Annotated in this window: 23 protein-coding genes and 1 riboswitch; of the genes, 10 read left to right on the top strand and 13 right to left on the bottom strand. The window is 70.1% G+C overall.

From position 1 onward, the window contains the following. Positions 1 to 27: 27 nt before the first annotated feature. A complete protein-coding gene (gene hisB, locus AC5JCN_RS17320; protein ID WP_495756330.1) occupies positions 28 to 615 on the bottom strand; it encodes an imidazoleglycerol-phosphate dehydratase HisB in 588 nt (195 codons plus the stop codon). A 189-nt stretch (positions 616 to 804) separates the two neighbouring features. Here hisB and hslV point away from each other — a divergent pair, with 189 nt between their 5' ends. From hslV to hslU, 3 genes are read left to right on the top strand one after another with little or no spacing between them, the layout of a single operon-like run. Then, complete coding sequence (gene hslV / locus AC5JCN_RS17315; RefSeq protein WP_495756329.1) at positions 805 to 1,362, top strand: ATP-dependent protease subunit HslV; 558 nt, start codon at positions 805 to 807, stop codon at positions 1,360 to 1,362. Then, positions 1,359 to 2,366, top strand: a complete 1,008-nt coding sequence (locus tag AC5JCN_RS17310) for a hypothetical protein (protein WP_495756328.1) — start codon at positions 1,359 to 1,361, stop codon at positions 2,364 to 2,366. The genes hslV and AC5JCN_RS17310 overlap by 4 nt, the downstream gene beginning before the upstream one ends. A 3-nt stretch (positions 2,367 to 2,369) precedes the next feature. Then, the gene (gene hslU / locus AC5JCN_RS17305; RefSeq protein WP_495756327.1) at positions 2,370 to 3,674 is read left to right on the top strand and encodes an ATP-dependent protease ATPase subunit HslU; all 1,305 of its coding nucleotides are present in this window, start codon (positions 2,370 to 2,372) and stop codon (positions 3,672 to 3,674) included. Between the two features lie 51 nt (positions 3,675 to 3,725). On the opposite strand, the gene AC5JCN_RS17300 is transcribed toward hslU, so the two are convergent. From AC5JCN_RS17300 to AC5JCN_RS17275, 6 genes are all read right to left on the bottom strand, one after another. After that, on the bottom strand, positions 3,726 to 4,829 hold the full coding sequence (locus tag AC5JCN_RS17300) for a mannonate dehydratase (RefSeq protein WP_495756326.1): 1,104 nt from the start codon (positions 4,827 to 4,829) through the stop codon (positions 3,726 to 3,728). Positions 4,830 to 4,868: 39 nt separating this feature from the next. Next, entirely contained in the window at positions 4,869 to 5,648 is a 780-nt protein-coding gene (locus AC5JCN_RS17295; protein WP_495756325.1) for an SDR family NAD(P)-dependent oxidoreductase, read from the bottom strand. Beyond that, positions 5,645 to 6,643, bottom strand: coding sequence for an ABC transporter permease (locus AC5JCN_RS17290; protein WP_495756324.1), 999 nt, complete (start codon positions 6,641 to 6,643; stop codon positions 5,645 to 5,647). The genes AC5JCN_RS17295 and AC5JCN_RS17290 overlap by 4 nt, the downstream gene beginning before the upstream one ends. Next, positions 6,640 to 8,142 carry a sugar ABC transporter ATP-binding protein gene (locus tag AC5JCN_RS17285; RefSeq protein WP_495756323.1) on the bottom strand — a complete coding sequence of 501 codons (1,503 nt, stop codon included), beginning with the start codon at positions 8,140 to 8,142 and terminating at the stop codon, positions 6,640 to 6,642. Before AC5JCN_RS17285 ends, AC5JCN_RS17290 begins: the two co-directional genes overlap by 4 nt. A gap of 52 nt (positions 8,143 to 8,194) precedes the next feature. Next, positions 8,195 to 9,148: a substrate-binding domain-containing protein gene (locus tag AC5JCN_RS17280; protein WP_495756322.1), complete on the bottom strand. Its 954-nt coding sequence runs from the start codon at positions 9,146 to 9,148 to the stop codon at positions 8,195 to 8,197. A gap of 162 nt (positions 9,149 to 9,310) precedes the next feature. After that, complete coding sequence (locus tag AC5JCN_RS17275; RefSeq protein WP_495756321.1) at positions 9,311 to 10,048, bottom strand: FadR/GntR family transcriptional regulator; 738 nt, start codon at positions 10,046 to 10,048, stop codon at positions 9,311 to 9,313. Positions 10,049 to 10,440: 392 nt separating this feature from the next. On the opposite strand from AC5JCN_RS17275, the gene metK reads away from it, so the two are divergent. The 6 genes from metK to AC5JCN_RS17245 all read left to right on the top strand — a co-directional run bounded on the left by metK (position 10,441) and on the right by AC5JCN_RS17245 (position 15,716). Beyond that, the gene (gene metK, locus AC5JCN_RS17270) at positions 10,441 to 11,640 is read left to right on the top strand and encodes a methionine adenosyltransferase (RefSeq protein WP_495756320.1); all 1,200 of its coding nucleotides are present in this window, start codon (positions 10,441 to 10,443) and stop codon (positions 11,638 to 11,640) included. Between the two features lie 4 nt (positions 11,641 to 11,644). Further along, a complete protein-coding gene (gene trmB, locus AC5JCN_RS17265) occupies positions 11,645 to 12,337 on the top strand; it encodes a tRNA (guanosine(46)-N7)-methyltransferase TrmB (RefSeq protein ID WP_495756319.1) in 693 nt (230 codons plus the stop codon). A gap of 170 nt (positions 12,338 to 12,507) precedes the next feature. Further along, complete coding sequence (locus tag AC5JCN_RS17260) at positions 12,508 to 13,473, top strand: aliphatic sulfonate ABC transporter substrate-binding protein (protein ID WP_495756318.1); 966 nt, start codon at positions 12,508 to 12,510, stop codon at positions 13,471 to 13,473. A gap of 64 nt (positions 13,474 to 13,537) precedes the next feature. Continuing rightward, the gene (locus tag AC5JCN_RS17255) at positions 13,538 to 14,377 is read left to right on the top strand and encodes an ABC transporter permease (RefSeq protein ID WP_495756317.1); all 840 of its coding nucleotides are present in this window, start codon (positions 13,538 to 13,540) and stop codon (positions 14,375 to 14,377) included. After that, a complete protein-coding gene (locus AC5JCN_RS17250) occupies positions 14,377 to 15,162 on the top strand; it encodes an ABC transporter ATP-binding protein (protein WP_495756316.1) in 786 nt (261 codons plus the stop codon). Before AC5JCN_RS17255 ends, AC5JCN_RS17250 begins: the two co-directional genes overlap by 1 nt. Before the next feature lie 44 nt (positions 15,163 to 15,206). After that, a complete protein-coding gene (locus tag AC5JCN_RS17245) occupies positions 15,207 to 15,716 on the top strand; it encodes an OsmC family protein (protein ID WP_495756315.1) in 510 nt (169 codons plus the stop codon). Positions 15,717 to 15,786: 70 nt separating this feature from the next. Here the strand turns inward: AC5JCN_RS17245 and AC5JCN_RS17240 are convergent, their stop codons facing one another. The 6 genes from AC5JCN_RS17240 to AC5JCN_RS17215 all read right to left on the bottom strand — a co-directional run bounded on the left by AC5JCN_RS17240 (position 15,787) and on the right by AC5JCN_RS17215 (position 20,188). Beyond that, complete coding sequence (locus tag AC5JCN_RS17240; protein ID WP_495756314.1) at positions 15,787 to 16,761, bottom strand: ThiF family adenylyltransferase; 975 nt, start codon at positions 16,759 to 16,761, stop codon at positions 15,787 to 15,789. Beyond that, positions 16,758 to 17,366, bottom strand: coding sequence for a thiamine phosphate synthase (locus AC5JCN_RS17235; RefSeq protein ID WP_495756313.1), 609 nt, complete (start codon positions 17,364 to 17,366; stop codon positions 16,758 to 16,760). Before AC5JCN_RS17235 ends, AC5JCN_RS17240 begins: the two co-directional genes overlap by 4 nt. Further along, complete coding sequence (locus AC5JCN_RS17230) at positions 17,363 to 18,151, bottom strand: thiazole synthase (protein ID WP_495756312.1); 789 nt, start codon at positions 18,149 to 18,151, stop codon at positions 17,363 to 17,365. The genes AC5JCN_RS17235 and AC5JCN_RS17230 overlap by 4 nt, the downstream gene beginning before the upstream one ends. A gap of 1 nt (position 18,152) precedes the next feature. Next, a complete protein-coding gene (gene thiS / locus AC5JCN_RS17225; protein WP_495756311.1) occupies positions 18,153 to 18,350 on the bottom strand; it encodes a sulfur carrier protein ThiS in 198 nt (65 codons plus the stop codon). Next, positions 18,319 to 19,335, bottom strand: a complete 1,017-nt coding sequence (gene thiO / locus AC5JCN_RS17220; protein ID WP_495756310.1) for a glycine oxidase ThiO — start codon at positions 19,333 to 19,335, stop codon at positions 18,319 to 18,321. Before thiO ends, thiS begins: the two co-directional genes overlap by 32 nt. 114 nt (positions 19,336 to 19,449) lie before the next feature. Then, positions 19,450 to 19,570: riboswitch (TPP riboswitch) on the bottom strand. A gap of 72 nt (positions 19,571 to 19,642) precedes the next feature. Next, positions 19,643 to 20,188 carry a hypothetical protein gene (locus tag AC5JCN_RS17215; protein ID WP_495756309.1) on the bottom strand — a complete coding sequence of 182 codons (546 nt, stop codon included), beginning with the start codon at positions 20,186 to 20,188 and terminating at the stop codon, positions 19,643 to 19,645. Positions 20,189 to 20,390: 202 nt separating this feature from the next. Between AC5JCN_RS17215 and AC5JCN_RS17210 the strand changes: the two genes are divergently transcribed. Further along, positions 20,391 to 21,650: an arsenic transporter gene (locus AC5JCN_RS17210; RefSeq protein WP_495756308.1), complete on the top strand. Its 1,260-nt coding sequence runs from the start codon at positions 20,391 to 20,393 to the stop codon at positions 21,648 to 21,650. The last annotated feature ends 37 nt before the right edge of the window (positions 21,651 to 21,687 follow it).

Here is a 21,687-nt window from a genome sequence, read left to right as displayed (position 1 = left end):
TCTCAGGACGCGGGCGTCACGCCCGCCTCAGAGCGAGCCCTTGGTGGACGGCACCCGGCCGGCCTCGCGTGCATCGACGCTGCAGGCCGCGCGCAGGGTGCGTGCCAGCCCCTTGTAGCAGCTCTCGGCGATATGATGCGCGTTCTCGCCGTAGAGTGTCTCCACATGCAGCGTGATGCCGGCATTCATGGCGAAGGCCTGGAACCACTCGCGCACCAGCTCGGTGTCGAAGGTGCCGATCTTCTCGCGCGGGAACTGCGTGCGGAACACGAGGAAGGGCCGGCCGGAAATGTCGACGGCGACGCGCGTCAGCGTCTCGTCCATCGGCAGGTCGAGCGAGGCGTAGCGGGCGATGCCCTTCTTGTCGCCGAGTGCCTGCAGGAAGGCCTGGCCCAGCGCGATGCCGACATCCTCCACGCTGTGGTGGTCGTCGACGTGCCGGTCGCCGTCGCAGCGCGCCGTGAGGTCGAACAGCGCGTGCCGGGCGAAGAGCTCCAGCATGTGGTCAAGGAAGCCGACGCCCGTGGCGATATCGGCCTTGCCCGACCCGTCGAGGCCGAGGCTGACGGAGACAGAGGTCTCCGATGTCTTCCGCGTCACGCTCGCGGCACGCATCGCTTCTACTCCCGCGGCCCGGCCGGCGGACCCGCCGGCGGCCTTCTAGCAAGTCGCGCGCCGGTGCGCCACCATGCCTGTCCGGCATGCTGCCATGCGAAGGTGACCATCCCGTGTGCGAAGGCGGCGGGTTGGTGACGGCCCGCTTATCGCCTACATGAGAACCATCAGACAGCGGAAATTGTCACCATGAGCCATGACGAGGACGCGCGCTGGCGCGCCACAACCATCCTGATGGTGCGCCGGGGCGGCAAGGTGGTCATCGGCGGCGACGGCCAGGTGAGCCTGGGCCAGACCGTGATCAAGTCCAACGCCCGCAAGGTGCGGCGGCTCGCCAAGGGCGAGGTCATCGCCGGCTTCGCCGGGGCGACGGCCGACGCCTTCACGCTGTTCGAGCGGCTGGAAGGCAAGCTGGAACAGTATCCCGGCCAGCTCATGCGCGCCTGCGTCGAGCTCGCCAAGGACTGGCGGACCGACCGTTACCTGCGCCGGCTCGAGGCGATGATGCTGGTCGCCGACCGCCAGGTCGGGCTCGTCCTGTCCGGCACGGGCGACGTGCTCGATCCGCCTGACGGGCTGATGGCGATCGGATCCGGCGGCAATTACGCCCTCTCCGCCGCCCGGGCACTGGTCGAGAACACGGATCTCGACGCCGAGACGATCGTGCGCAAGGGCCTCGGCATCGCTGCAGACATCTGCGTCTACACCAACTCCAATCTCACCATCGAGGCGCTCGACACGGCATGACGCTCCTGCGCCGCCCGGACCTCGACGCGGCCGTCGTGGCCGGTGTGATCACGCGCGCCCAGGCGGATGCGCTGGAGGAGTTCGCCGCCGGCCGCGCCGGACGGCCGCATGCGTCCGACGAGCGCTTCGTCATCGTCAACAACTTCGCCGAGTTCTTCGTCGCAGCGGGGCTGGTGATCCTGGCCACCGCCGCCAATGTCTACCTGCGCTCCGGCGGGTCCGGTCTCGCGGGCGCCCTGGGCGCGATGGCCGTCTTCTGGGCGCTCGGCGAGTATTTTGTGTTTCGCCGCCGGATGATGGCTCCCGGCATCGTCGCCGCGCTGGCCGTGGCGTGGTTTGCCGCGGCGGCGGCTGCCGCATCCGGCATTCCCGGTCTGGCGGGACCGTCAGACGGCGCGGTGCAGGGGGTCGGCATCGCCGCGCTCGCGGTGACGCTCCTGCGCTTCCGCATTCCGTTCCTGGTTCTTCCGCTGGCTGCCGCCATCGCCTGGGCCGTGGCGTCGCGGGCGGGCGATGCCGCGCTGCTGGCGGCAGCCGCGTGCGGCCTCGTGTTCCTTGTGCTTGCCGTCCGTTTCGACCTGCGCGATCCCGGCCGCATGAAGCGGTCGAGCCAGTTCGCGTTCTGGCTCTACGTCGCGGGCTCGCCGCTGTTCGTGCATCCGCTGTTCCTGACCGTGCTGGGCCAGGTATCCGGCGGGGACGCGGACAGGAACTTCGTGCCGTTCGTCGCGGCTCTCCTCGTCTCGGCCGCCGCCGTGACGCTGTTCGGGTTGCTCCTCGACCGGCGTTCGCCGGTCATCTCGACCCTCGCCTATGTCGCCGTCGCAATCGGGCTCACGCTGGGAAAGGCCGGGGTCGGCACAGCCGTGGCGCTGTCGGCGACGCTGGCGGCTATCGGCATCTACGTCATTCTTCTCGGGGCCGCATGGCGAAACGTGCGCGCCGCCTTTCTCCGCCGCCTGCCCCTGCCGGGGCTGGTGGCCAAGCTACCAGCATCGGCCTGATCCATGACCACCTTCTCTCCCCGCGAGATCGTCTCCGAGCTTGACCGCTTCATCGTCGGCCAGCGCGACGCCAAGCGCGCGGTCGCCATCGCCCTGCGCAACCGCTGGCGCCGCCAGCAGCTGACCGGCCCGATGCGCGAGGAGGTGCTGCCCAAGAACATTCTGATGATCGGGCCCACAGGCTGCGGCAAGACCGAGATTTCGCGCCGCCTCGCCCGGCTCGCGGGCGCACCCTTCCTCAAGATCGAGGCGACCAAGTTCACCGAGGTCGGCTATGTCGGCCGCGACGTCGAGCAGATCGTGCGCGACCTCGTCGAGGTCGGCATCGGGCTGGTGCGCGACGGCAAGCGCAAGGACGTGCTGGCGCGGGCCCAGAAGGCGGCCGAGGAGCGGATCCTCGACGCGCTGGTCGGCCCCGGCTCCGGCCCCGCGACGCGCGACAGCTTCCGCCGCAAGCTCCGGTCGGGCGAGCTCGACGACAAGGAAGTCGAGCTCGAGCTGGCGCAGTCCAGCTCTGGCATGCCGATGTTCGAGCTGCCCAACATGCCCGGCGCCTCTGTCGGCGCCATCTCGCTGGGCGACATCTTCGGCAAGATGGGCGGTCGCACCAAGACGCGCCGGATGACCGTCACCGAGGCGCACGAGCCGCTCGTCGCCGAGGAGAGCGACAAGATGCTCGACCAGGACCAGATCGTTTCGGAAGCGATACGGCAGGTCGAGGAGAACGGCATCGTCTTCCTCGACGAGATCGACAAGATCTGCGCCCGCGAGGGACGCTCCGGCGCCGACGTGTCGCGCGAGGGCGTTCAGCGCGACCTGCTGCCGCTGATCGAGGGCACGTCCGTGTCGACCAAGCATGGCCCGGTGAAGACCGACCACATCCTCTTTATCGCGTCCGGCGCCTTCCACGTCTCCAAGCCGTCCGACCTGCTGCCGGAATTGCAGGGGCGCCTGCCCATCCGCGTCGAGCTCTCCTCGCTCAACGAGGGCGATTTCCGCCGGATCCTCACCGAGACCGAGGCGAGCCTGGTCAAGCAGTACGTGGCGCTGATGCAGACGGAGGGCGTCACCCTCTCCTTCGCCGACGATGCCATCGACGCCATCGCCCGCATCGCGGTGAAGGTGAACTCGACGGTCGAGAACATCGGCGCGCGGCGCCTGCAGACGGTGATGGAGCGAATCCTCGACGACATCTCCTTCACCGCGCCCGACCGCGGGGGAGAGACGATCGCCATCGACGGCGCCTATGTCGAGAACGCGGTGGGCGACCTCGCCGCCAATGCCGACCTCAGCCGCTTCGTGCTGTAGGCCCGCAGGTTACGGCAACGGCGGAAAGCACGCGCCCGCTGCCGTGCCGTCTCACTCGGCCGCGGTCTGGACGGGGCGCCTGGCCCGGTCCTCGGCCACGCTTTTGACGAGCGCGTTCATGTAGCCCATGGCGAAGGCCATGCCGGCGTGCCACGGCGCGGCGCAGGTCATCTGCGGCGTGTGGTCGGGGATGATGACCCCGTCATAGCCGCAACGGTCGAGGATCTCGACCACCTTGCGCATGTCGATGTCGCCCTCGTCGATGAAGGTCTCCTCGTAATGAGGCGCCTTGCCCCGCACGTTGCGGAAGTGGATGTAGGCGATGTTCTTCTGGCGGGCGTGCTTCTCCAGCGTGGCGAGCACGTCGGCACCCTGCATTTCCGAGATGGTGCCCAGGCAGAACTCCAGCGCGTTGTTCCTGCTGGGCGCCATGTCCAGGAGCTTCTGGAACAGTTCGGGCCGGTAGACCAGGCGGGGCTGGCCGCGCACGAACTCCAGCGGCGGATCGTCGGGGTGGGCCGCCAGCGTGACGCCGGCCTTCTCTGCGACCGGCACCATGATGTCGAGGAAGCGCTGAAGCCGGCCCCAGAGCTCCTCGACCGGGGTCGGCGGGCGCACCCCCTTCGCATCGGGATCGACCACCATGTTCCACGCCATGCTGGCCGGCAGTGGCGCCTGGATGACAGGGTTGAGGCCGTCCAGGCCGACCGTCTGCGCGCCGCCCCGGGCGCCGTGCAGGTGCACGCGCCCCGCCACGCCCGCAAGGCTGAAATTATAGCCGAAGACAGGGATGCCGGCGGCGCCGACGTTGCGGATCACGGTGGCCACCGTCTCCATCTGCTCGTCCCGGCGCGGGCCGTCGAACAGCACGTCGGACCAGAAGGCGGGATCGAAGTTCTCGATGGCATGGAAGACGAGCCCGTGCCTGGCCATCCGCTCGCGCAGGTCGACGAGTTCCTCGACCGTCCAGACGCGGCCGTCGGCATGGCCCCATCCGGCGAGGTCGCCGACCGGCTGGTCGGAGCGCGAGAAGGACTCGTTCTTGCGGAAATAATCGCAGAGATGGGCGACGATGTGGGTGGCCCCGCACTGGCGTGCGAACGCAAAATGCTCGTCGTCGAGCATGTGGCGATAAAGGCCGAAACCGATCTTCATGGAAGCTCTCCGCAATGTCCCGGGCGTGCTCGACCGTGTTCAGGCCACGCCGATGCCCGCCTTCAGCCCGCCATCGACGAGGTAGTCGGCGCCCGTGCAGAAGCCCGAGCGGCCCGAGGCGAGGAAGGCCACGAGTTCCGCGACCTCCTCCGGCTCGCCGATGCGCCCGAGGGGGTGGGCGGCGCCAAACCGGTCGAAGGTGGCGTCGACATCCGCGTCGGGACCGTCGAAGGTGCGCGCCGCCATGGCCAGCATGGGCGTGCGGACCGAGCCCGGCGACACCGAGTTGACCCGGATCCCGTGGGCGGCGAGATCGAGCGCCATGGCGCGGGTCAGGGTATGCACGGCCCCCTTCGAGGTGGCGTAGGCGGCAACCCGCTTCTGGCAGGCATGCCCCTGGACGCTCGAGAGGTTGACGATCGACCCGCCGCCGCGCTGGCGCATCAGCGGCACGCCGTGATGCGCGGTGAGGTAGACGCTGGTCAGGTTGACCGCCAGGCAGCGGTTCCAAGTCTCGAGGTCGGTCTCCACGACATCGCCGAAGGGATGGACCGCCGCGGCATTGACGATGATGTCGAGCCCGCCGAACCGGTCCGCCGCCTCGCCGACCGTCGCCTCGACGTCGCCGGGGTCGCTGACGTCGCAGCGGCGGCTGACGAACGCCGGGCTGCCGGCGAGGTGCAGCAGTTCCGCATTGGCGGCCTCGTCGATGCCGGCCGCCAGAACCCGGCCCCCGCCCTGCAGGATCCGGAGGGCGACGGCCCTGCCGATGCCCGTGGTGCCGGTGACCAGGGCCACCTTGCCGGTGAAGTCGTTCATCGCGCGCGCTCCAGGATCTGGTTCATCAGGACGGCCGCCAGGATGATCCCGCCGCGGGCGACGTACTGCCAGTACTCGGACACGTTCAACAGCGTCATGCCGTTGCTGAGGCAGCCGAGGAACAGGACCCCCAGCAGGGTGCCCCAGACGCGGCCCTTGCCGCCGAACAGGCTGGTTCCGCCGATGATGGTGGCGGCCACCACGTCGAGCTCCATGCCGGTGGCGGTAGTGCCGGTGCCGGACCCGATCTGCGAGGCGATGAGGATGCCGCTCACCGCCGTCAGCGCGCCGGTGATGGCGAGGGTCGTGGTCTTGACGCCGAATACGTCGATGCCGGAGAGGCGGGCCGCCTCGGCATTGCCGCCCACCGCGTAAACCGCGCGTCCGAAGCGCGTATAGGTCATCAGGACATGCATTGCGACGAAGGTCGCGGCGAAGAAGTAGACCGGCACGGGAATGCCGAAGAGGTCGCCCGCGCCGAGCACGTCGAACCAGGACGGGAAGGTCGTCAGCGGAAAGCCGCCGGTGATCAGATTGGCGGCGCCGCGCAGCGCCGTGAACAAAGCGAGCGTGGTGATGAAGGTCGGCACGTTGAACCACTGCCGGATCTTGCCGGTGAACACGCCCGACAGCGTGCCGACGGCGATCGCCGCGGCAGCCCCCAGGATCACCGCCAAGACCGGCCCGAGCGGGTCCGTCAGCACCCCGCAGACCCAGGCGACGATGCACCCGGCCAGCGCGACCCCGGCGCCGACCGACAGGTCGATCTCGCCGCTGATGATCACGGCGGTCATGCCGAAGGCGATGATGCCCAGCATGGACACCGTGCGCAGGACGTTGAGGAGGTTGCCGAGCGAGGCGAAGCCGGGCGCCGTGAACACCAGGATGACGACGAGGACGACGAGGATCGCCTCCATGGCGTAGAGCTGCAGCCGCATCGCCCCGCCGCCGCCTGCGGCCGCCTCTGCCTTGCCCGTCTGGGTGGTGGTGCTCATTCACGTCCCCGCATGCAGATTTCGTAGAGTTCGGCCAGCGAGGTGGAGGCGGGGAACCGTTCCGCCACGATGCGCCCGTGGTGCATCACGAGGATGCGGTCGCACACCTCCAGCACCTCCTCGAGCTCGCTGGAGACGAAGATGGACGACAGCCCGGCCGCCGCCTGGGCCCAGATGATCTCGAAGATCTGCTGCTTGGCCTGCACGTCGACGCCGCGGCTGGGCTCGTCGAAGAACATCACCTTGGGCTGGGTGTTCAGCCAGTTGCCGATGACCACCTTCTGCTGGTTGCCGCCCGAGAGGGAGGACACCGGCAGCATGGGGTCCGGCGCCTTGATCGCGAGATCGCGCACCTGGGTTGCGACGAACGGCTTCTCCCGGCCGCGGGTCACGAAGCCGCCCGGCGCGATGCGCGCGAGGCTGGCCATGATCAGATTGTCGTGGATGGCGAGGCTCTGGACCAGCCCCGCCTCCTTGCGGTTCTCCGGGGTGTAGCCGAGCCCCCGCGCTTTCATCGCCGGAGGCGTGGGCGTGCGGATCTCCTCGCCGTCCACGGTGATCGTCCCGCTGTCGTGCGGGTCGGCCCCGAAGATGGCGCGCAGGACTTCCGACCGGCCGGAGCCGAGCAGGCCCGCAAAGCCGAGGATTTCGCCGCGGTGGAGATCGAAGCTGACGTCCTCAAAGGCATGCGCCCGGCCGAGCCCGCGCACGCTGAGGACGGGCTGCGACATCGCCACGTCGCGCCGCGGTGGCCGGAAGGCCCGCGCCACGTCCCCGAACATCATCTCGACGATCCCGGCCGGGGTGGCATCCGCCATGTCGAGGGTTCCGACGAGACGGCCGTCGCGCAGCACCGTGCAGGTGTCGGCGATCTCGAACAGCTCGCTCATGCGGTGGGTGATGTAGATCATGGTGACGCCTGACTGGCGCAGCCGCCGCAACAGCTCGAACAGCTGCTGCACCTCCCGGCTCGCCAGGGCCGAGGTCGGCTCGTCCAGCAGGAGCACTGAGGGCGAGGATCCCATCGCCTTGACGATCTCGACCATCTGCTGCTGGCCGACGCTCAGGCGGGACGCCGGGGTGCGCGGGTCGATGTCGATCCCCATCTGCGCCAGCAGTTCGCCGGCCCGGCGCACGGCCGCCTTCCAGTCGACGATGTCGAGGCCGAGCCTGCGGCGGACCGGCATCCGCCCCATGAAGATGTTCTCGGCCACCGAGAGGGACGGGACCAGCGACAGCTCCTGGTGGACGGTCACGACACCGGCGTCGAACGCGTCCTGGGGGCCGGAGAAGGAGGCGGGCTCGCCATTGACGACCAGACGCCCCTGCGTTGGCTGCGTGGCGCCGGCCAGGATCTTGATCGCGGTGGACTTGCCGGAGCCGTTCTTGCCCATCAGGGCGTGGATGCGCCCCGGGGCGAAGGCAAAGGAAAAGCGGTCGAGGGCCGTCGTGACCCCGTAGACCTTGCTGACGTCCTGGAACTCGATCGATCCGCGCATGGCCGGCTCCCGGCAGCGACGGGCGGGAAACCCGCCGCCGCCTGGATCTGCCTCACTTCATCTTCTTCGCGTCGGCGAGAAAGGCGTCGACGCCGGCCTTGTCCATGCGCGACAGCGGCAGCACCGGCACCATGACCGTCTTCTCGACGGGCTTGCCGGCGACACTGTCGAGCGCCGCCGTCATCGCCTTCTTGCCGACCTCGAAAGGCTGCTGGGCGGTGGTGGCAACGAGAACGTTGTCGGGATCGAGGAGCATGCCTGCCAGCTGCTCGGAGCCATCGGTCCCGAACACGAAGACCTTGCCCTGCTTGCCGGCCCGGCGCACCGCCTGGACGGCGCCGACGGTGCCGCCCTCGTTGGCGGCGTAGATCACGTTGACCTCCGGATGGGCCGTCAGGATGTCGCTTGCGACCGCCACGGCCTTCTCGGCGAGCCAGGCATCCTGCTGGGCCACGACGTTCACGCCCTTGACCTGGTCGAGGAAGCCGTTGGTGCGGGCGTCGCTCTGCTCGGGGAGCTGCGAGCGGAAGCCGAGCAGTGCCACCTTGGCGTTGGCGTTGCCGCCCATCTTGTCCTTCAGGAAGGCAGCCGCGACCGAGCCGGTGCCCTTGCCGATGTCGGCGTCCGACGTGCCGATGAAGGCGACGGGGAAGTCGGCGTCGAGATGGGTGCCGTAGAGAACGACCTTGACGCCCTTGTCATGGGCGGCCTGGAGAGCCTTGACGGACGCCTTGGCGCTGATCGGCGCGACCACGATCGCCTTCACGCCGCGGCTCACGAAGGTGTTGACGAAGCTCGCCTCCTTCTCCGGCTTGGACTCCGAATTGCCCTGCAGGAGCGTCGCCTTGTTGTCCTTGGCGCCGGCTTCGAGGCCCAGCTGGACGCCGCGGAAATACATGTCCTGCTGGAACACGATGCCGCCGACGGCGATCTCTTCGGCGCGCGCGGCGCCGGACACTGCGATTGCGCCAAACGCGACGGCGCCCAACAGATATGCGAGTTTCATGAGTTTCCTCCTCTTGGTGTGTTCCGGCAGGGTCGTCGCGCGGTCACCCGCGCCCGCCCTGCCTTGCTCGTCCTGCCTTGCTCGTCCTGCCTTCCGCCGCGGGACGGATGGTTTGCTTCGACCGCGCGGGCCCGCCGGGCACGCCCGCGCAGGGAAATGGCGTCAGTCCCCGGCCGGTCCGGGCCCTCCCTTCGCCGCCGGGATGTATTGCAGCCCGGCGTCGAGATGGCGGTGCATGCGGTAGGCGAAGGCGAGCCTGTCACCCTCGCGCAGGGCATCGAGAATGCCGCGGTGCTCGTCGGCGGCGTGGTGGATGGCGACGCGCTGCGTCTTGCCGAGCTCCATCACCTTGCGGATGACGGGCTCGAGAATGCCGTAGATCTCGCACAGGGTGCGGTTGCCGACGGCCTCGACGAGGGTCTGGTGAAACCTGAAGTCGAGGCGCGAGGCCTCGATCGGGTCGGTTTCGAGGGCCAGCCGGTCGTTGATCTCGGCCGCGTCCGCGACGAAGCCCTGCGCGGCCCCGCCGATGAGCGCGTCGCCCAAATTCATCTCGATCAGGCGGCGGAAGCCCTGGATGTCGCGGAACGTCTCCGCAGAGACGTCGATGGCGAAGGAGAACAGGTCCATCACGGCGGCCTGCCGGCGGTCCGTCAGGACGGCGCCGACCTTCTGCCGAGACTCCACGACGCCATAGGCCTTCAGTGTGCGGATCGCCTCGCGCACGGTGTTGCGGCTGGCGCCGAACATCACGGCAAGCTCGATCTCCGAGGGCAGGGCGTCGCCGACCGTCAGGCCGCGGTCGCGGATCATGCTGCGGATCTCGTCGACGACGGCGTCCACCGCCGAGCCGCGTTCCTGCGGCGGTCCCTCCCGGCCGAGATCTGGCAGTGTCGTCACGGGCACCTCCGACTGACTGGACGCTAAGGCTCCGGCGACAGGCGAGTCAAGCGTATTGTAGGGCAATACGGCCTAGCGGGAGCGAGGCGGAGGGCCCTCCAATCGTTTATCCCTGCTTTGAACCTCTAATTGTAGGATGATTGCAGTGCCGGGGATCCTGCCTGAGGAATTTCGGGAGCCCGTCCCCGTCCAAACAACCGGCAGGGCGGCCCAGGTTCGTGCGCCGGCATCCCCGGTAGTCCAAGGGCATACGATCTCGTTCATCGTACCGTTCGGAGTAACGAACGAATCCGCCGATTCGGCTTGACCTGAAGAACGCGGGCTGTCAGTTAGCGGACAACCCACACCTGTCGCCGGTGAGGCCTCCGGCGATGCGTTCAGGAGCGCTACACGTGGCACGGTCCAACTATCTCTTCACCAGCGAGTCGGTCTCGGAAGGCCATCCCGACAAGGTGTGCGACCGCATCTCCGACGAGATCGTCGACGCCTTCTTCCGGATCGGCCCCGAGCAGGGCTGGGATCCCAAGGACATCCGCGTCGCCGCCGAGACGCTGGCCACGACCAACCGGGTCGTGATCGCAGGCGAGACGCGTGGCCCGGCCGCGCTGACCCGCGATTACATCGCCCACATCGCCCGCCTCGCGATCCGCGACATCGGCTACGAGCAGTCCGGCTTCCACTGGGAGGACGCGGACATCGAGGTCCTGCTGCACGCCCAGTCCGCAGACATCGCGCAGGGCGTCGACCAGGCCGGCAACAAGGACGAGGGCGCCGGCGACCAGGGCATCATGTTCGGGTATGCCTGCTCGGAGACGCCCGACCTGATGCCGGCGCCGATCCACTACGCCCACCGCATCCTGCAGCGGCTGTCGCAGGCGCGGCGCTCCGGCGAGAGCCGGGTGCTCGGCCCGGACGCCAAGAGCCAGGTGACGGTGCGCTACGAGGGCGGCAAGCCCGTCGGCGTGACGCAGATCGTCGTCTCCACCCAGCATCTCGACGAGAACCTCAGCTCGCACGACGTGCGCGCGCTGGTCGACCCCTATGTCCGCGAGGCGCTGCCGGACGGCTGGATCGACAAGTCGACGGTGTGGCACGTCAACCCGACCGGCAAGTTCGTCATCGGCGGCCCCGATGGCGACAGCGGGCTGACCGGCCGCAAGATCATCGTCGACACATATGGCGGCGCGGCCCCGCATGGCGGCGGCGCGTTCTCCGGCAAGGATCCGACCAAGGTGGACCGCTCAGCCGCCTACGCGGCGCGCTATCTCGCCAAGAACGTGGTCGCAGCCGGCCTCGCCGAGCGCTGCACCATCCAGCTCTCCTATGCCATCGGCGTCGCCCGCCCGCTGTCGATCTATGCCGACCTGCACGGCACCGGCCGCGTCGACGAGGCGAAGCTGGAGGCGGTGCTGGACGACAAGGGCTTCGTCGACCTGACGCCCCGGGGCATCCGCGAGCATCTCGGACTGAACAAGCCGATCTATGCCCGCACCTCCTCCTACGGCCATTTCGGCCGCGCCCCGGAAGCCGATGGCGGCTTCAGCTGGGAGCGCACCGACCTCGTGGACAAGCTGCGCGCCGCGCTGCGCTGAGGCCATGACCGTTACCGACCGCCCGTCCGGCGCGTTCTTCGGCCGCCGGAAGGGCAAGCGCCTGCGCGGGCAGCAGAGCAGCCTCGTCGAGGACCTGCTCCCGTCATTGCGCGTCGACCCGGAAGCTGTCGCCGACCTTGCCTCGCTGTTCCCGCGCCCGGTGAGCGCCGTCTGGCTGGAAATCGGCTTCGGCGGCGGGGAACATCTGCTCGCCCGCGCCCGCGCCAACCCTGGCATCGGCTTCATCGGCTGCGAGCCTTTCGTCAACGGCATGGCCAAGATGCTGTCCGCGATCGACGCGGAGGGCATCGACACCATCCGGCTGTGGGACGACGACGCGACGAAGCTCCTGCCGGCCCTGCCGGACGCCGCCTTCGAGCGGATCTTCCTGCTTTACCCCGACCCCTGGCCCAAGCGCCGCCATCACAAGCGGCGCTTCGTCGGCGACGAGACCGTGGCCGAGTTCGTCCGCCTCCTGCCGCCGGGCGGACTGTTTCACTTCGCGTCCGACATCGACCACTATGTCGGCTGGACCCTGGCCCATGTGGCGCGGAATCCCGGCCTCGCCTGGACCGCGCGCCGCCCGGCCGACTGGCGCGAGCCGTACCCCGGCTGGCCGGGCACACGCTACGAGGCGAAGGCCATCCGCGAGGGCCGCACGCCGTCCTACCTGACGTTTGAGAGGACAGGAGCGTGAGGCGCGCGGGCCGGGAGCAGTGTCCTCCAGGCCCGGCATTTGGCGGAGCCGCCAATTTCACATCCTCCTTGTGCAATAAGGTAAATTCCCGCTGGCTGTGCGGAATTGTTTGACAAACCGGTCCGTTCGTCCTTTCTTTCAAACAAAGTTTTCTCACGGGAGACCGACCCATGACCCTGTTCGACCGTCGCGCCGTGCTCGGCCTCGCGGCTGCCGCCCTCGCCTTCGCCGTTCCCGCCCGGGCGGAGGCGCCGAAGGAAATCCGCATCGACTGGGCCACCTACAATCCCGTCAGCCTCGTGCTGAAGGACAAGGGCCTGCTCGAGAAGGAGTTCGAGAAGGACGGCATCAGCATCCGCTGGGTGCAGTCGCTGGGGTCGAACAAGGCGCTCGAGTTCCTCAACGCGGGATCGCTCGACTTCGGCTCCACGGCAGGGGCTGCCGCGCTCGTGGCGAAGATCAACGGCAACCCGATCGAGTCCATCTACGTCTATTCGCGGCCGGAATGGACGGCGCTGGTCACCAAGAGCGCGGACATCACCAAGGTGGCCGACCTCAAGGGCAAGCGCATCGCGGTGACGCGCGGCACCGACCCGCACATCTTCCTGGTGCGCGCGCTGGCCGAGAACGGCCTGACGGAAAAGGACGTGAAGCTCGTCCTGCTGCAGCATCCCGACGGACGCCTGGCGCTGGAGCGCGGCGACGTCGACGCGTGGGCGGGCCTCGACCCACTGATGGCCGCGTCCGAGATCGAGGGCGGCGCCAAACTGTTCTACCGCAACCCCGCCGCCAACTCCTGGGGCGTCCTGAACGTGCGCGAGGCCTTCGCGCAGGAGAACCCGGAGATCGTGAAGCGCGTGCTGAAGGTGTACGAGGAGGGCCGGACATACGCCCTGGCCAACCCCTCGGAGGTGAGCCGCGTGCTCGTCGCCGCGACGAAGTTGCCGGAGCCCGTCATTGCCCGGCAGCTGGAGCGCACCGATCTGAAGAACGGCGCCATCGGCGCGCCCCAGGCCGAGACCATCACCGCCGCCGGCCTCGCCCTGCAGCAGGCTGGCGTTCTGCCGGCCGAGGCGGACGTGAAGGCCACGGTGGCCAAGCTGATCCAGCCGAAATACCTGTCCTCGACGCAGTGAGGTCCTTGCGGCAGGATGCCCCGGCGGCGTTCCTGCCGCCGCAGGACGAGCCTCCCGCCACGGCATGAGCGTTCCCCAGGCCATCGAGACCGAGCGCCCCCGCGCCACGGCCACGCCTGCCGCCTCGCGCGGCGGCACGGGTTTGCGCCTGCTGTGGCTCGGCCTTCTGCTGCCGTTCGGGCTCGCACTCGTCTGGGAAGCCGCGGTGCGGCTGGGGCTGGCCACCGGGCGGCTGATGCCGCCACCCTCGCGCATCGCCGCGACCCTCTGGGAGCTGGCGGAGACGGGCGAACTCTGGGTCCATGTCTGGGCGACGCTCTGGCGTGTGCTGGCGGGGTTCGTGCTGGGAGCGGCTGCCGGTACGGTGTTCGGTGCACTCGCCGGAGCCTCCAGGGTGGCGCGCGCGGTCATGGACCCGACGCTGCAGGCTCTCCGGGCGGTGCCCTCCATCGCCTGGGTGCCGCTGTTCCTGCTCTGGCTCGGCATCTTCGAGGCGTCGAAGGTGGCGCTCATCGCCGTCGGCGTGTTCTTCCCCGTCTATCTCGGCGTCGCCGGCGCCATCGAGGGCATCGACCGCAAGCTGATCGAGGTCGGCCGCGTCTTCCGCCTCTCCGGCTTCGGGCTGGTCAGGCGCGTGATGCTGCCGGCCGTGCTGCCGTCCTGGATCATCTCGCTGCGCTCGGGGCTGGGGCTCGGCTTCATGTTCGTCGTCGCCGCCGAGTTCATGGGCGCCTCGGAGGGGCTGGGATACCTGCTCGTCGACGGCCAGCAGATGGGCCGGCCGGACCGCATCCTCGCTGCCATCATCGCCTTTGCGCTGCTCGGCAAGGCCTGCGACGCCGCGCTCGTGGCCGCCACGAGGCCCGTCCTGCGCTGGCAGGACACGGTGCGCGCGAGGCTCTGATGCTGACACTGCGCCACCTCGACAAGACCTATGCCGACGGCACGCGCGCGCTGGCCGGCATCGACATCGGCGTGGAGGCGGGCGAGATCCTCGCCATCATCGGCGGCTCCGGCTGCGGAAAGACGACGCTGCTGCGCCTCGTCGCCGGGCTGGACACGGCGAGCGGCGGATCGATCGCGGTCGACGACGACGTGATTGCGTCGCCCCATCCCGCCGTCGGCATCGTCTTCCAGGAGCCCCGGCTCCTGCCCTGGCTCACCGTGGCCGGCAATGTCGCCTTCGGCATCGCCGACGTGCCGCGTGCCGAGCGCAGCGCGCGCACGGCCGAGGCGCTGGGGCGCGTCGGCCTCTCCGAACATGCGGGGCGGTGGCCGCGCGAGCTCTCGGGAGGCCAGCAGCAGCGCGTCGCCATCGCGCGAGCCTTCGTCACGCGGCCCAAGGTGCTTTTGCTGGACGAGCCGTTCTCGGCGCTGGACGCCTTTACCCGCGCCAGCCTGCACGAGCACCTGCTCGCCCTGTGGGCGGAGAGCCGGCCCACGATCGTCATGGTCACCCACGACGTGGAGGAGGCGATCACGCTGGCCGACCGCGTGGTCGTGATGCAGCCGCGCCCGGGCCGCGTCTACGAGACCATCAGCGTGCGGGCCGAGCGGCCCCGCGACCGCTTCGCGACGGGGTTCGAGCGCGCCAAGCGCCGCATCCTCGGTGCGCTCGACCGATCCCTGAAGAGCCCCAACGCCCAAGCCCGGCAGGACGCCGCCGAGGGCGACTCGCTGTGGTGGTGACCGCCGCCGCGGCCTATCCTTTCCCGAACCGACAGGAGACGACCATGGATGCCGAAGCGCTGCGCGCCATGCAGGCCCCCATCAAGGACCGCTACCGGAACGAGCCGGACGCGGCCGTCATCACGCTCAGGGCCCAGGGCGAGCTCGACGACCAGCACATCGCCTGCAAGGTCGAGACGGGCCGGGCCCTCGCCATTGCCGGGCTGCATCCCGCGACCGGCGGCTCGGGAGCCGAGCTGTGCTCCGGCGACATGCTGCTGGAGGCGCTCGTGGCCTGCGCCGGCGTGACGCTGAAGGCCGTCGCCACGGCGCTCGGCGTCGAGTTGCGCAAGGGCGTGGTGCGGGCCGAGGGAGACCTCGACTTTCGCGGCACGCTCGGCGTCGACCGCGAGGCCCCCGTCGGCTTCCGCGAGATCCGGCTGGCCTTCGACATCGACACCGATGCGCCGCAGGTGAAGGTCGACAGCCTGATCAAGCTCACCGAGCGCTACTGCGTGGTGTTCCAGACCATCAACCGGAAGCCCGAGCTCAGCGTCGCCGTGAACCGCGGATAGGAGCGCGGGTCTCCAGACCCGCCTTTTTCGGCCTGCGAAGGAGAGCGCGTCTTTGGACACGCGGTCCGTCCTAGCCCGCGGCCAGCAGCGCGAGATCGCTGAAACCCCGCTTGCGCAGGGTCGACGCCGCGCGCCAGGAGCGCAGGCCGGTGCGGCAGCACAGCACGATACGCGCCTCGCGGCGCACGGAGCCGCTCCAGCCGGCGAGTTCCTCCGGCAGGACGCGGACGGCGCCGGGTGCGGCCGGGCGGGGCGCCTCGTCCTCCGGGCGGAGCTCGACCACCACGTCGCCCGGCGAAACCTGCGAGACCGCGACGAACGGCGCGAATTCGCCGGCCGCCGGTTCCGGCGCATCCCTGAAATCGAAGCCGCCGAACGACCAGCGCTTCAGGTCGAGCGTGGTCATGCGGCCGAGCGGGGACGGCTCGGTCCCCAGCACCAGCGCCAGCGCCATCTGCGCCTGCAGCGCGCCGACCATGCCGACGGCGGGGCCGAGGACGCCCGCCGTGGCGCAGGTGGCAGCCTGCTGCGGCAGGTCCGGAAACACGGCCCGCACGCTCGGCGCCCCCGCGCAGAAGACGCCGGCATAGCCGGTGAGCCCCAGCACAGACGCGGCAACAAGAGGCTTGCCCGCGGCCAGGCACGCGTCGCTCAGTGTGTAGGTCACGGCGAAGCTGTCGGCGGCGTCGATGACGATGTCGGCCGCCGCGACCAGCGCGGGCGCGTTGGCGGGATCCAGGCGGGTGACACGGGTTTGGACTGTGACCTCGGGATTGAGCCCGGCGATAGCCTCGGCAGCAGCCTCCGCCTTCGGCCGGCCGAGATCGGCCATGCGGTAGAGCGGCTGACGGTGCAAATTGCTCTCCTCGACCGTGTCGTGGTCAACGATCGTCAGGCGCCCTGCGCCGGCAGCGGCGAGGTATTGCAGGACCGGACAGCCCAGCCCGCCTGCCCCCACCACGAGGATGCGCGCCGCGGCGATGCGGGCCTGTCCGGCCTCGCCAACCTCTGGCAGCCGCATCTGGCGGGCGTATCGGTCGCTCACGCAAAGGCCCTCGTCGCGGCGATCCATTCCCGCGTGCGCGCCTCCGGGTCGGCCGCCATGACGATGTCGGTCACGACGGCGGTGCTGTCCGCCCCCGCCTCGAAGACGCCAGGCAGGCGCTCGGGCGTCAGCCCGCCAATGCCGACCAGCGGCACGCCGCCGACGAGCCGCTTCCACTCGCGCACGCGATCGAGCCCCTGCGGCGCCCAGGGCATCTGCTTCAGCAGGGTGGGATAGACGGGGCCGAGGGCGACGTAGTCCGGCTGCACGGACAGCGCAGTGTCCAGCTCGTCCGCGTCGTGGGTGGAGACGCCGAGCCGGATGCCGGCCTTGCGGATCGCGGCCACGTCGGCCTCCGCCAGGTCCTCCTGGCCGAGATGGACATAGTCGCAGCCGAGGTCGATGGCCTCGCGCCAGTAGTCGTTGACGACGAGCTGCGCGCCGCGCCAGGTGCAGACTTCCCTCGCACGGGCGATCTGGCGGCGGGTCTCCTCCGGACTGGCATCCTTGAGCCGCAGCTGCACCAGCCTGACCCCGAGCGGCACGAGCCGCTCGATCCAGCCGACGTCGGGCACGATGAGGTAGAACGGATCGAGGCGGTTCACGTGAAGACAGCCTTTCCGAGGACGGGCGTGGAGGGTGCGGCCATGTCGCGCGGCTCCATGGGGTCGGCCTCGTAGCCGGCGCGGCCGGCCTCCAGCGCCCGGGCAAAGGCGAGGGCCATGCGGGCCGGGTCGCCGGCCTTGGCGACCGCCGTGTTGAGGAGCACTGCGTCGTAGCCGAGCTCCATCACCTGGGCGGCGTGGGAGGGAACCCCCAGCCCGGCATCGACGACGAGCGGAAGATCGGGGAAGCGGGCGCGCAGCGCCTTCAGCCCGAAGACGTTGTTGAGCCCGCGGCCGGAGCCGATCGGCGCGCCCCAGGGCATCAGCACCCTGCAGCCCGCCTCCACCAGCCTGTCGCACACGACGAGGTCCTCGGTGGTGTAGGGGAAGACCTGGAAGCCGTCCTCGGAGAGAATACGCGCCGCCTCGACGAGGCCGAACACGTCGGGCTGCAGCGTGTCGGCCTCGCCGATCACCTCCAGCTTGATCCAGGGCGTGTCGAACAGCTCGCGCGCCATGTGGGCGGTCGTCACCGCTTCCTTCACCGAATGGCTGCCGGCGGTGTTGGGCAGCACGCGCACCCTGAGGTCGCGGATCAGCTGCCAGAAGCCCTGGCCGGCGCGCTGCGCGCCTGATTCCCGGCGCAGCGAGACGGTGACGACCTCCGTGCCGGAGACCTTGACGGCCTCCGCGAGGATGGCGGGCGAGGGATATTGCGCGGTGCCGAGGAACAGCCGCGAGCGCAGCGGCGTCCCGTAGACCTCGAGCTGGGTGTCGGAGGGCATGTCAGCCTCCCTGCATGGGTGCGAGGATCTCGATCCTGTCGCCCTCGGAGATCTCCCTGCGTTCGCGCAGCGAGGCGGGGACGAACTGGCCGTTCACGGCTGTGGCGACGGCGGCATCGCCATAGCCCAGCTCGTTCAGCGCGAGCTGGAGGGTGCCGGCCTCCACCTCAAGCGCTTCTTCGTTCACCGTGATTTTCATCCATCAGCTCCGGGACCTGGCCGGGGTCGAGGACGGCGTCCGCCGTCATCCGCGCCAAAGCGGGTGACAGCAGGAAGCCGTGCCGGAAGAGGCCATTGGCGTAGAGCGTGCGGCCATGGCGGCGCACGCGGGGCAGGTTGTCGGGAAAGGCGGGGCGCACGTCGGCGCCCATCTCGAGGATCTCGGCCTCGGCAAAGGCGGGATGCAGGGCATAGGCGGCGCCGAGGAGCTCCATGGCGGAGCGCAGCGTCACGCGTCCGCGCTCCTCGCTCTCGATCATGGTGGCGCCGATCATGTAGACGCCGTCGCCGCGCGGCACGATGTAGAGCGGGAAGCGGGGGTGCAGCATCCGCACGGGGCGGGAGATGGCGACCTCCGGCGTCCGCACCACCACCATCTCGCCCTTGACGCCACGCAGGTCGGGGAGGGCGTCGCGCGCGGCGAAGCCGCGGCAGTCGACGGTGAGGGCGGCGGGAGGCAAGTCGCCCGCCCCGGTCCCGAAGCGCACGGGGACGCCGCGGGCTGCCAGCGCCTGCGCCAGCGAGGCCAGCGCGGCGCGCGGATCGAGATGCGCCTCGTCGGGGAAGAACAGCGCCTTTCGGAAACGGCCGGCGAGGTCCGGCTCGAGCTCCGCCACCCGGTCTCCGTCCGCCCATTCAAAGCCGGACGTGCGGCGCGCGAAGCGGGTGAGCTCACCGGTGTCGCGGTCGGGCGCGATGACGAGGCTGCCGAGGGACACCGTGCCGGGATGGCGCTGCTTCCACCAGGAGAGCGCCTCGATGCCGAGGCGCACGACCGTCTCCTCCGCGCTCTCGGCCTCGCACCACGGAGCGAGCATGCCGCCGGCATACCAGGAGCACGACCGCGCGCCGAGCCGCTCGCCATGGTCGATGACCTCGACCGGGACGCCTCGCTCGGCCAGCGTCAGCGCGCAAGCAAGGCCGGCCACGCCGGCGCCGACGATGCGGACGGGAGCGCCGCTCACGGCGTGCATCCCGTCTTCAAGGCGCAGGCAAAGTCTCGCACGCCCGGTTCCTCCCGCACGCCTGTCAGGCGCCCTGGCCGGAGGGACCGGCGGGAGGAGCTTTCTCTTTGGGAGTGGCTGCCTGCACGACCGTCCCTACGCCAGTGTGACCTGGATCAGGTTCGAAGGGTCGTCACGCGGCGCAGGCGCCCTGGTGACCTCTCAGCCCCCTGTCGGGGCTCCCCTGGTTGTGACCGGAAACTAGGCTCGGCCATGCACCGCGTCAAGCGAAGGCGGGGCCCGGGACAGCGCATCGCCGCTGGGCATATCACTGCGCGGCGAGCGTCACTTTCGCTTCGCCGGGCGATGCAGCCTGCGTGACCGCCACGAGCAGCGTGGCGTGCGGCGGCAGGTCCTCGCGCAGGCCGCGGTCGAAGAGCCCGTCGCCGCCGGTTTCCGCGAGGGCGCGCACGGGGACGGTCGCCTGGATCGAGCGGCTGCGGCCCCAGGCGATGTCCTGGCGACGCCCCCGGGCAAGGCGGCCATCGCCATCCTCCACGATCGGGGAGAGGCTGACGCCGCTCGCATCCTCGGCGAAGAGGCGCAGCATCACCGTGCCGTCACCGACCGGCAGCACCACCTCACAGGGCAAGGCGAGATCGCAGCCGATGCTCCGCTCGTCCGTCACCGTGCCGTCGGCGGCAAGCGCTGCGACATAGACGAGGTGCTGCGGCGCTGCGGCGGCCGAGGCCGGCACGGGCCGGGCCGCGGCAAGGCTGCCGAGGATCGCGAGCGGCAGGAGAAAGGGGGGCAGGAGGCCCGGGGCCGAGGACGACCGGCCGGGGCGGGCGAGGGTGAGCCGGGTGCGGGCCATTTGAGCCTCCTGCCGACGCCGGACAGCCCGGCGTGGGAGGATGGTCGCGAATTGGGCGGGGGTGCGCTGTGAAGCACCTCACGCATGGCAGCGTTCACGCAGCCGTGTAGCGGGAACGGGATGAAGGGTTGCCGCGTATCGTCGTCTCGCGCATTGACGCATCCGGCAACCCGCTCTGACGAAACCTCCCCCGGACCCCTGCATGTTTCAAACGACCTATGCGATCTGGGCCGTGGCGGCGGCTGCCACCGGCGGCGTCATCCTGCGGCCGTTCCGCTGGCCGGAGGCCGTGTGGGCTCTGGCCGGAGCGATCGCGCTCATCGCCCTCGGCCTGCTGCCGTGGCGCGACGCGCTCGATGCGGCGCTGCGCGGAACCGACGTCTACCTGTTCCTCGCCGGGATGATGCTCGCCGCCGAGCTGGCGCGCCGGGAGGGGCTGTTCGACTGGCTGGCGCGCTTTGCGGTGGAGCATGCGAAGGGCTCGCGCCTGCGCCTCTTCGTGCTCGTCTACCTCGTCGGCACGGTGGTCACGGCGCTGCTCTCCAACGACGCCACGGCGGTTGTCCTCACGCCCGCGGTGTACGCGGCGGCGCGGGCAGCGCGGGCGGAGCCCCTGCCCTACCTGCTGGTCTGCGCCTTCATCGCCAATGCGGCGAGCTTCGTTCTGCCCATCTCGAACCCCGCCAACCTCGTGGTCTTCGGCAACGCCATGCCACCTCTCGGCGAGTGGATCCTGCGTTTCGGGCCGGCGTCGCTGGCCGCGATCGCCGCGACGTTCGCGGCCCTGTGGCTGACGCAGCGCCGGCTGCTGCGCGGCGGGCTTGAGCCGGTCCGTGACCATGTCCCCCTCAGCAGCGGCGGCCGCTGGGCGGCCGTGGGCCTGGCGATGACGGCCGTGGCCATCCTCGGCGCCTCCGCCCTGGGACGCCCTCTCGGACCGCCGACGGCGGCCGCCGGGCTGGGGGCGTGCCTGCTCGTCCTCGTAGCGAAGCGGGAATCGCCCATCCCACTTGTCAGCGGCGTCGCCTGGAGCGTGCTGCCGCTCGTCGCGGGCCTGTTCGTCCTCGTCGAGGCGGTCGGCCGCACCGGGGTGCAGGCGGCCCTCAGCGGCGCGCTGGAGCAGGCCGCCGCGGCTTCGCTGACCCAGGCCGTGTGGGGGGCCGGGACGCTGGTCGCCATCGCCTGCAACCTCATGAACAACCTCCCCGCCGGACTGCTCGCCGGACAGGCCGTGCAGGCCGCGGACGTGCCGCAGGTGGTACGCGGCGCCGTGCTGGTGGGCGTCGACCTCGGCCCCAACCTGTCCGTCACCGGCTCGCTCGCCACCATCCTGTGGCTGCTGGCGCTGCGCCGGGAGGGCGAGCACGTGGGCGCCTGGACCTTCCTGAAGCTCGGCCTCGTCGTCATGCCGCCCGCGCTGGCCGCCGCGCTGGCCGCGCTGCTGCTGACGCCCGGCTTCTGAACCGTTCGTTGCGAGGGGGCTCGCCGGGAATGATCAT

It is taken from the genome of Alsobacter sp. (genome assembly GCF_059501845.1).
This window is presented reverse-complemented; position numbering and strand designations above follow the sequence as displayed.

Bases quoted from the DNA above. Each gene is read 5' to 3' on its own strand.
- hisB (WP_495756330.1), bottom strand. From the start codon at position 615: ATGCGTGCCGCGAGCGTGACGCGGAAGACATCGGAGACCTCTGTCTCC.
- hslV (WP_495756329.1), top strand. From the start codon at position 805: ATGAGCCATGACGAGGACGCGCGCTGGCGCGCCACAACCATCCTGATG.
- AC5JCN_RS17310 (WP_495756328.1), top strand. From the start codon at position 1,359: ATGACGCTCCTGCGCCGCCCGGACCTCGACGCGGCCGTCGTGGCCGGT.
- hslU (WP_495756327.1), top strand. From the start codon at position 2,370: ATGACCACCTTCTCTCCCCGCGAGATCGTCTCCGAGCTTGACCGCTTC.
- AC5JCN_RS17300 (WP_495756326.1), bottom strand. From the start codon at position 4,829: ATGAAGATCGGTTTCGGCCTTTATCGCCACATGCTCGACGACGAGCAT.
- AC5JCN_RS17295 (WP_495756325.1), bottom strand. From the start codon at position 5,648: ATGAACGACTTCACCGGCAAGGTGGCCCTGGTCACCGGCACCACGGGC.
- AC5JCN_RS17290 (WP_495756324.1), bottom strand. From the start codon at position 6,643: ATGAGCACCACCACCCAGACGGGCAAGGCAGAGGCGGCCGCAGGCGGC.
- AC5JCN_RS17285 (WP_495756323.1), bottom strand. From the start codon at position 8,142: ATGCGCGGATCGATCGAGTTCCAGGACGTCAGCAAGGTCTACGGGGTC.
- AC5JCN_RS17280 (WP_495756322.1), bottom strand. From the start codon at position 9,148: ATGAAACTCGCATATCTGTTGGGCGCCGTCGCGTTTGGCGCAATCGCA.
- trmB (WP_495756319.1), top strand. From the start codon at position 11,645: ATGACCGTTACCGACCGCCCGTCCGGCGCGTTCTTCGGCCGCCGGAAG.
- AC5JCN_RS17260 (WP_495756318.1), top strand. From the start codon at position 12,508: ATGACCCTGTTCGACCGTCGCGCCGTGCTCGGCCTCGCGGCTGCCGCC.
- AC5JCN_RS17255 (WP_495756317.1), top strand. From the start codon at position 13,538: ATGAGCGTTCCCCAGGCCATCGAGACCGAGCGCCCCCGCGCCACGGCC.
- AC5JCN_RS17250 (WP_495756316.1), top strand. From the start codon at position 14,377: ATGCTGACACTGCGCCACCTCGACAAGACCTATGCCGACGGCACGCGC.
- AC5JCN_RS17245 (WP_495756315.1), top strand. From the start codon at position 15,207: ATGGATGCCGAAGCGCTGCGCGCCATGCAGGCCCCCATCAAGGACCGC.
- AC5JCN_RS17230 (WP_495756312.1), bottom strand. From the start codon at position 18,151: ATGCCCTCCGACACCCAGCTCGAGGTCTACGGGACGCCGCTGCGCTCG.
- thiS (WP_495756311.1), bottom strand. From the start codon at position 18,350: ATGAAAATCACGGTGAACGAAGAAGCGCTTGAGGTGGAGGCCGGCACC.
- AC5JCN_RS17215 (WP_495756309.1), bottom strand. From the start codon at position 20,188: ATGGCCCGCACCCGGCTCACCCTCGCCCGCCCCGGCCGGTCGTCCTCG.
- AC5JCN_RS17210 (WP_495756308.1), top strand. From the start codon at position 20,391: ATGTTTCAAACGACCTATGCGATCTGGGCCGTGGCGGCGGCTGCCACC.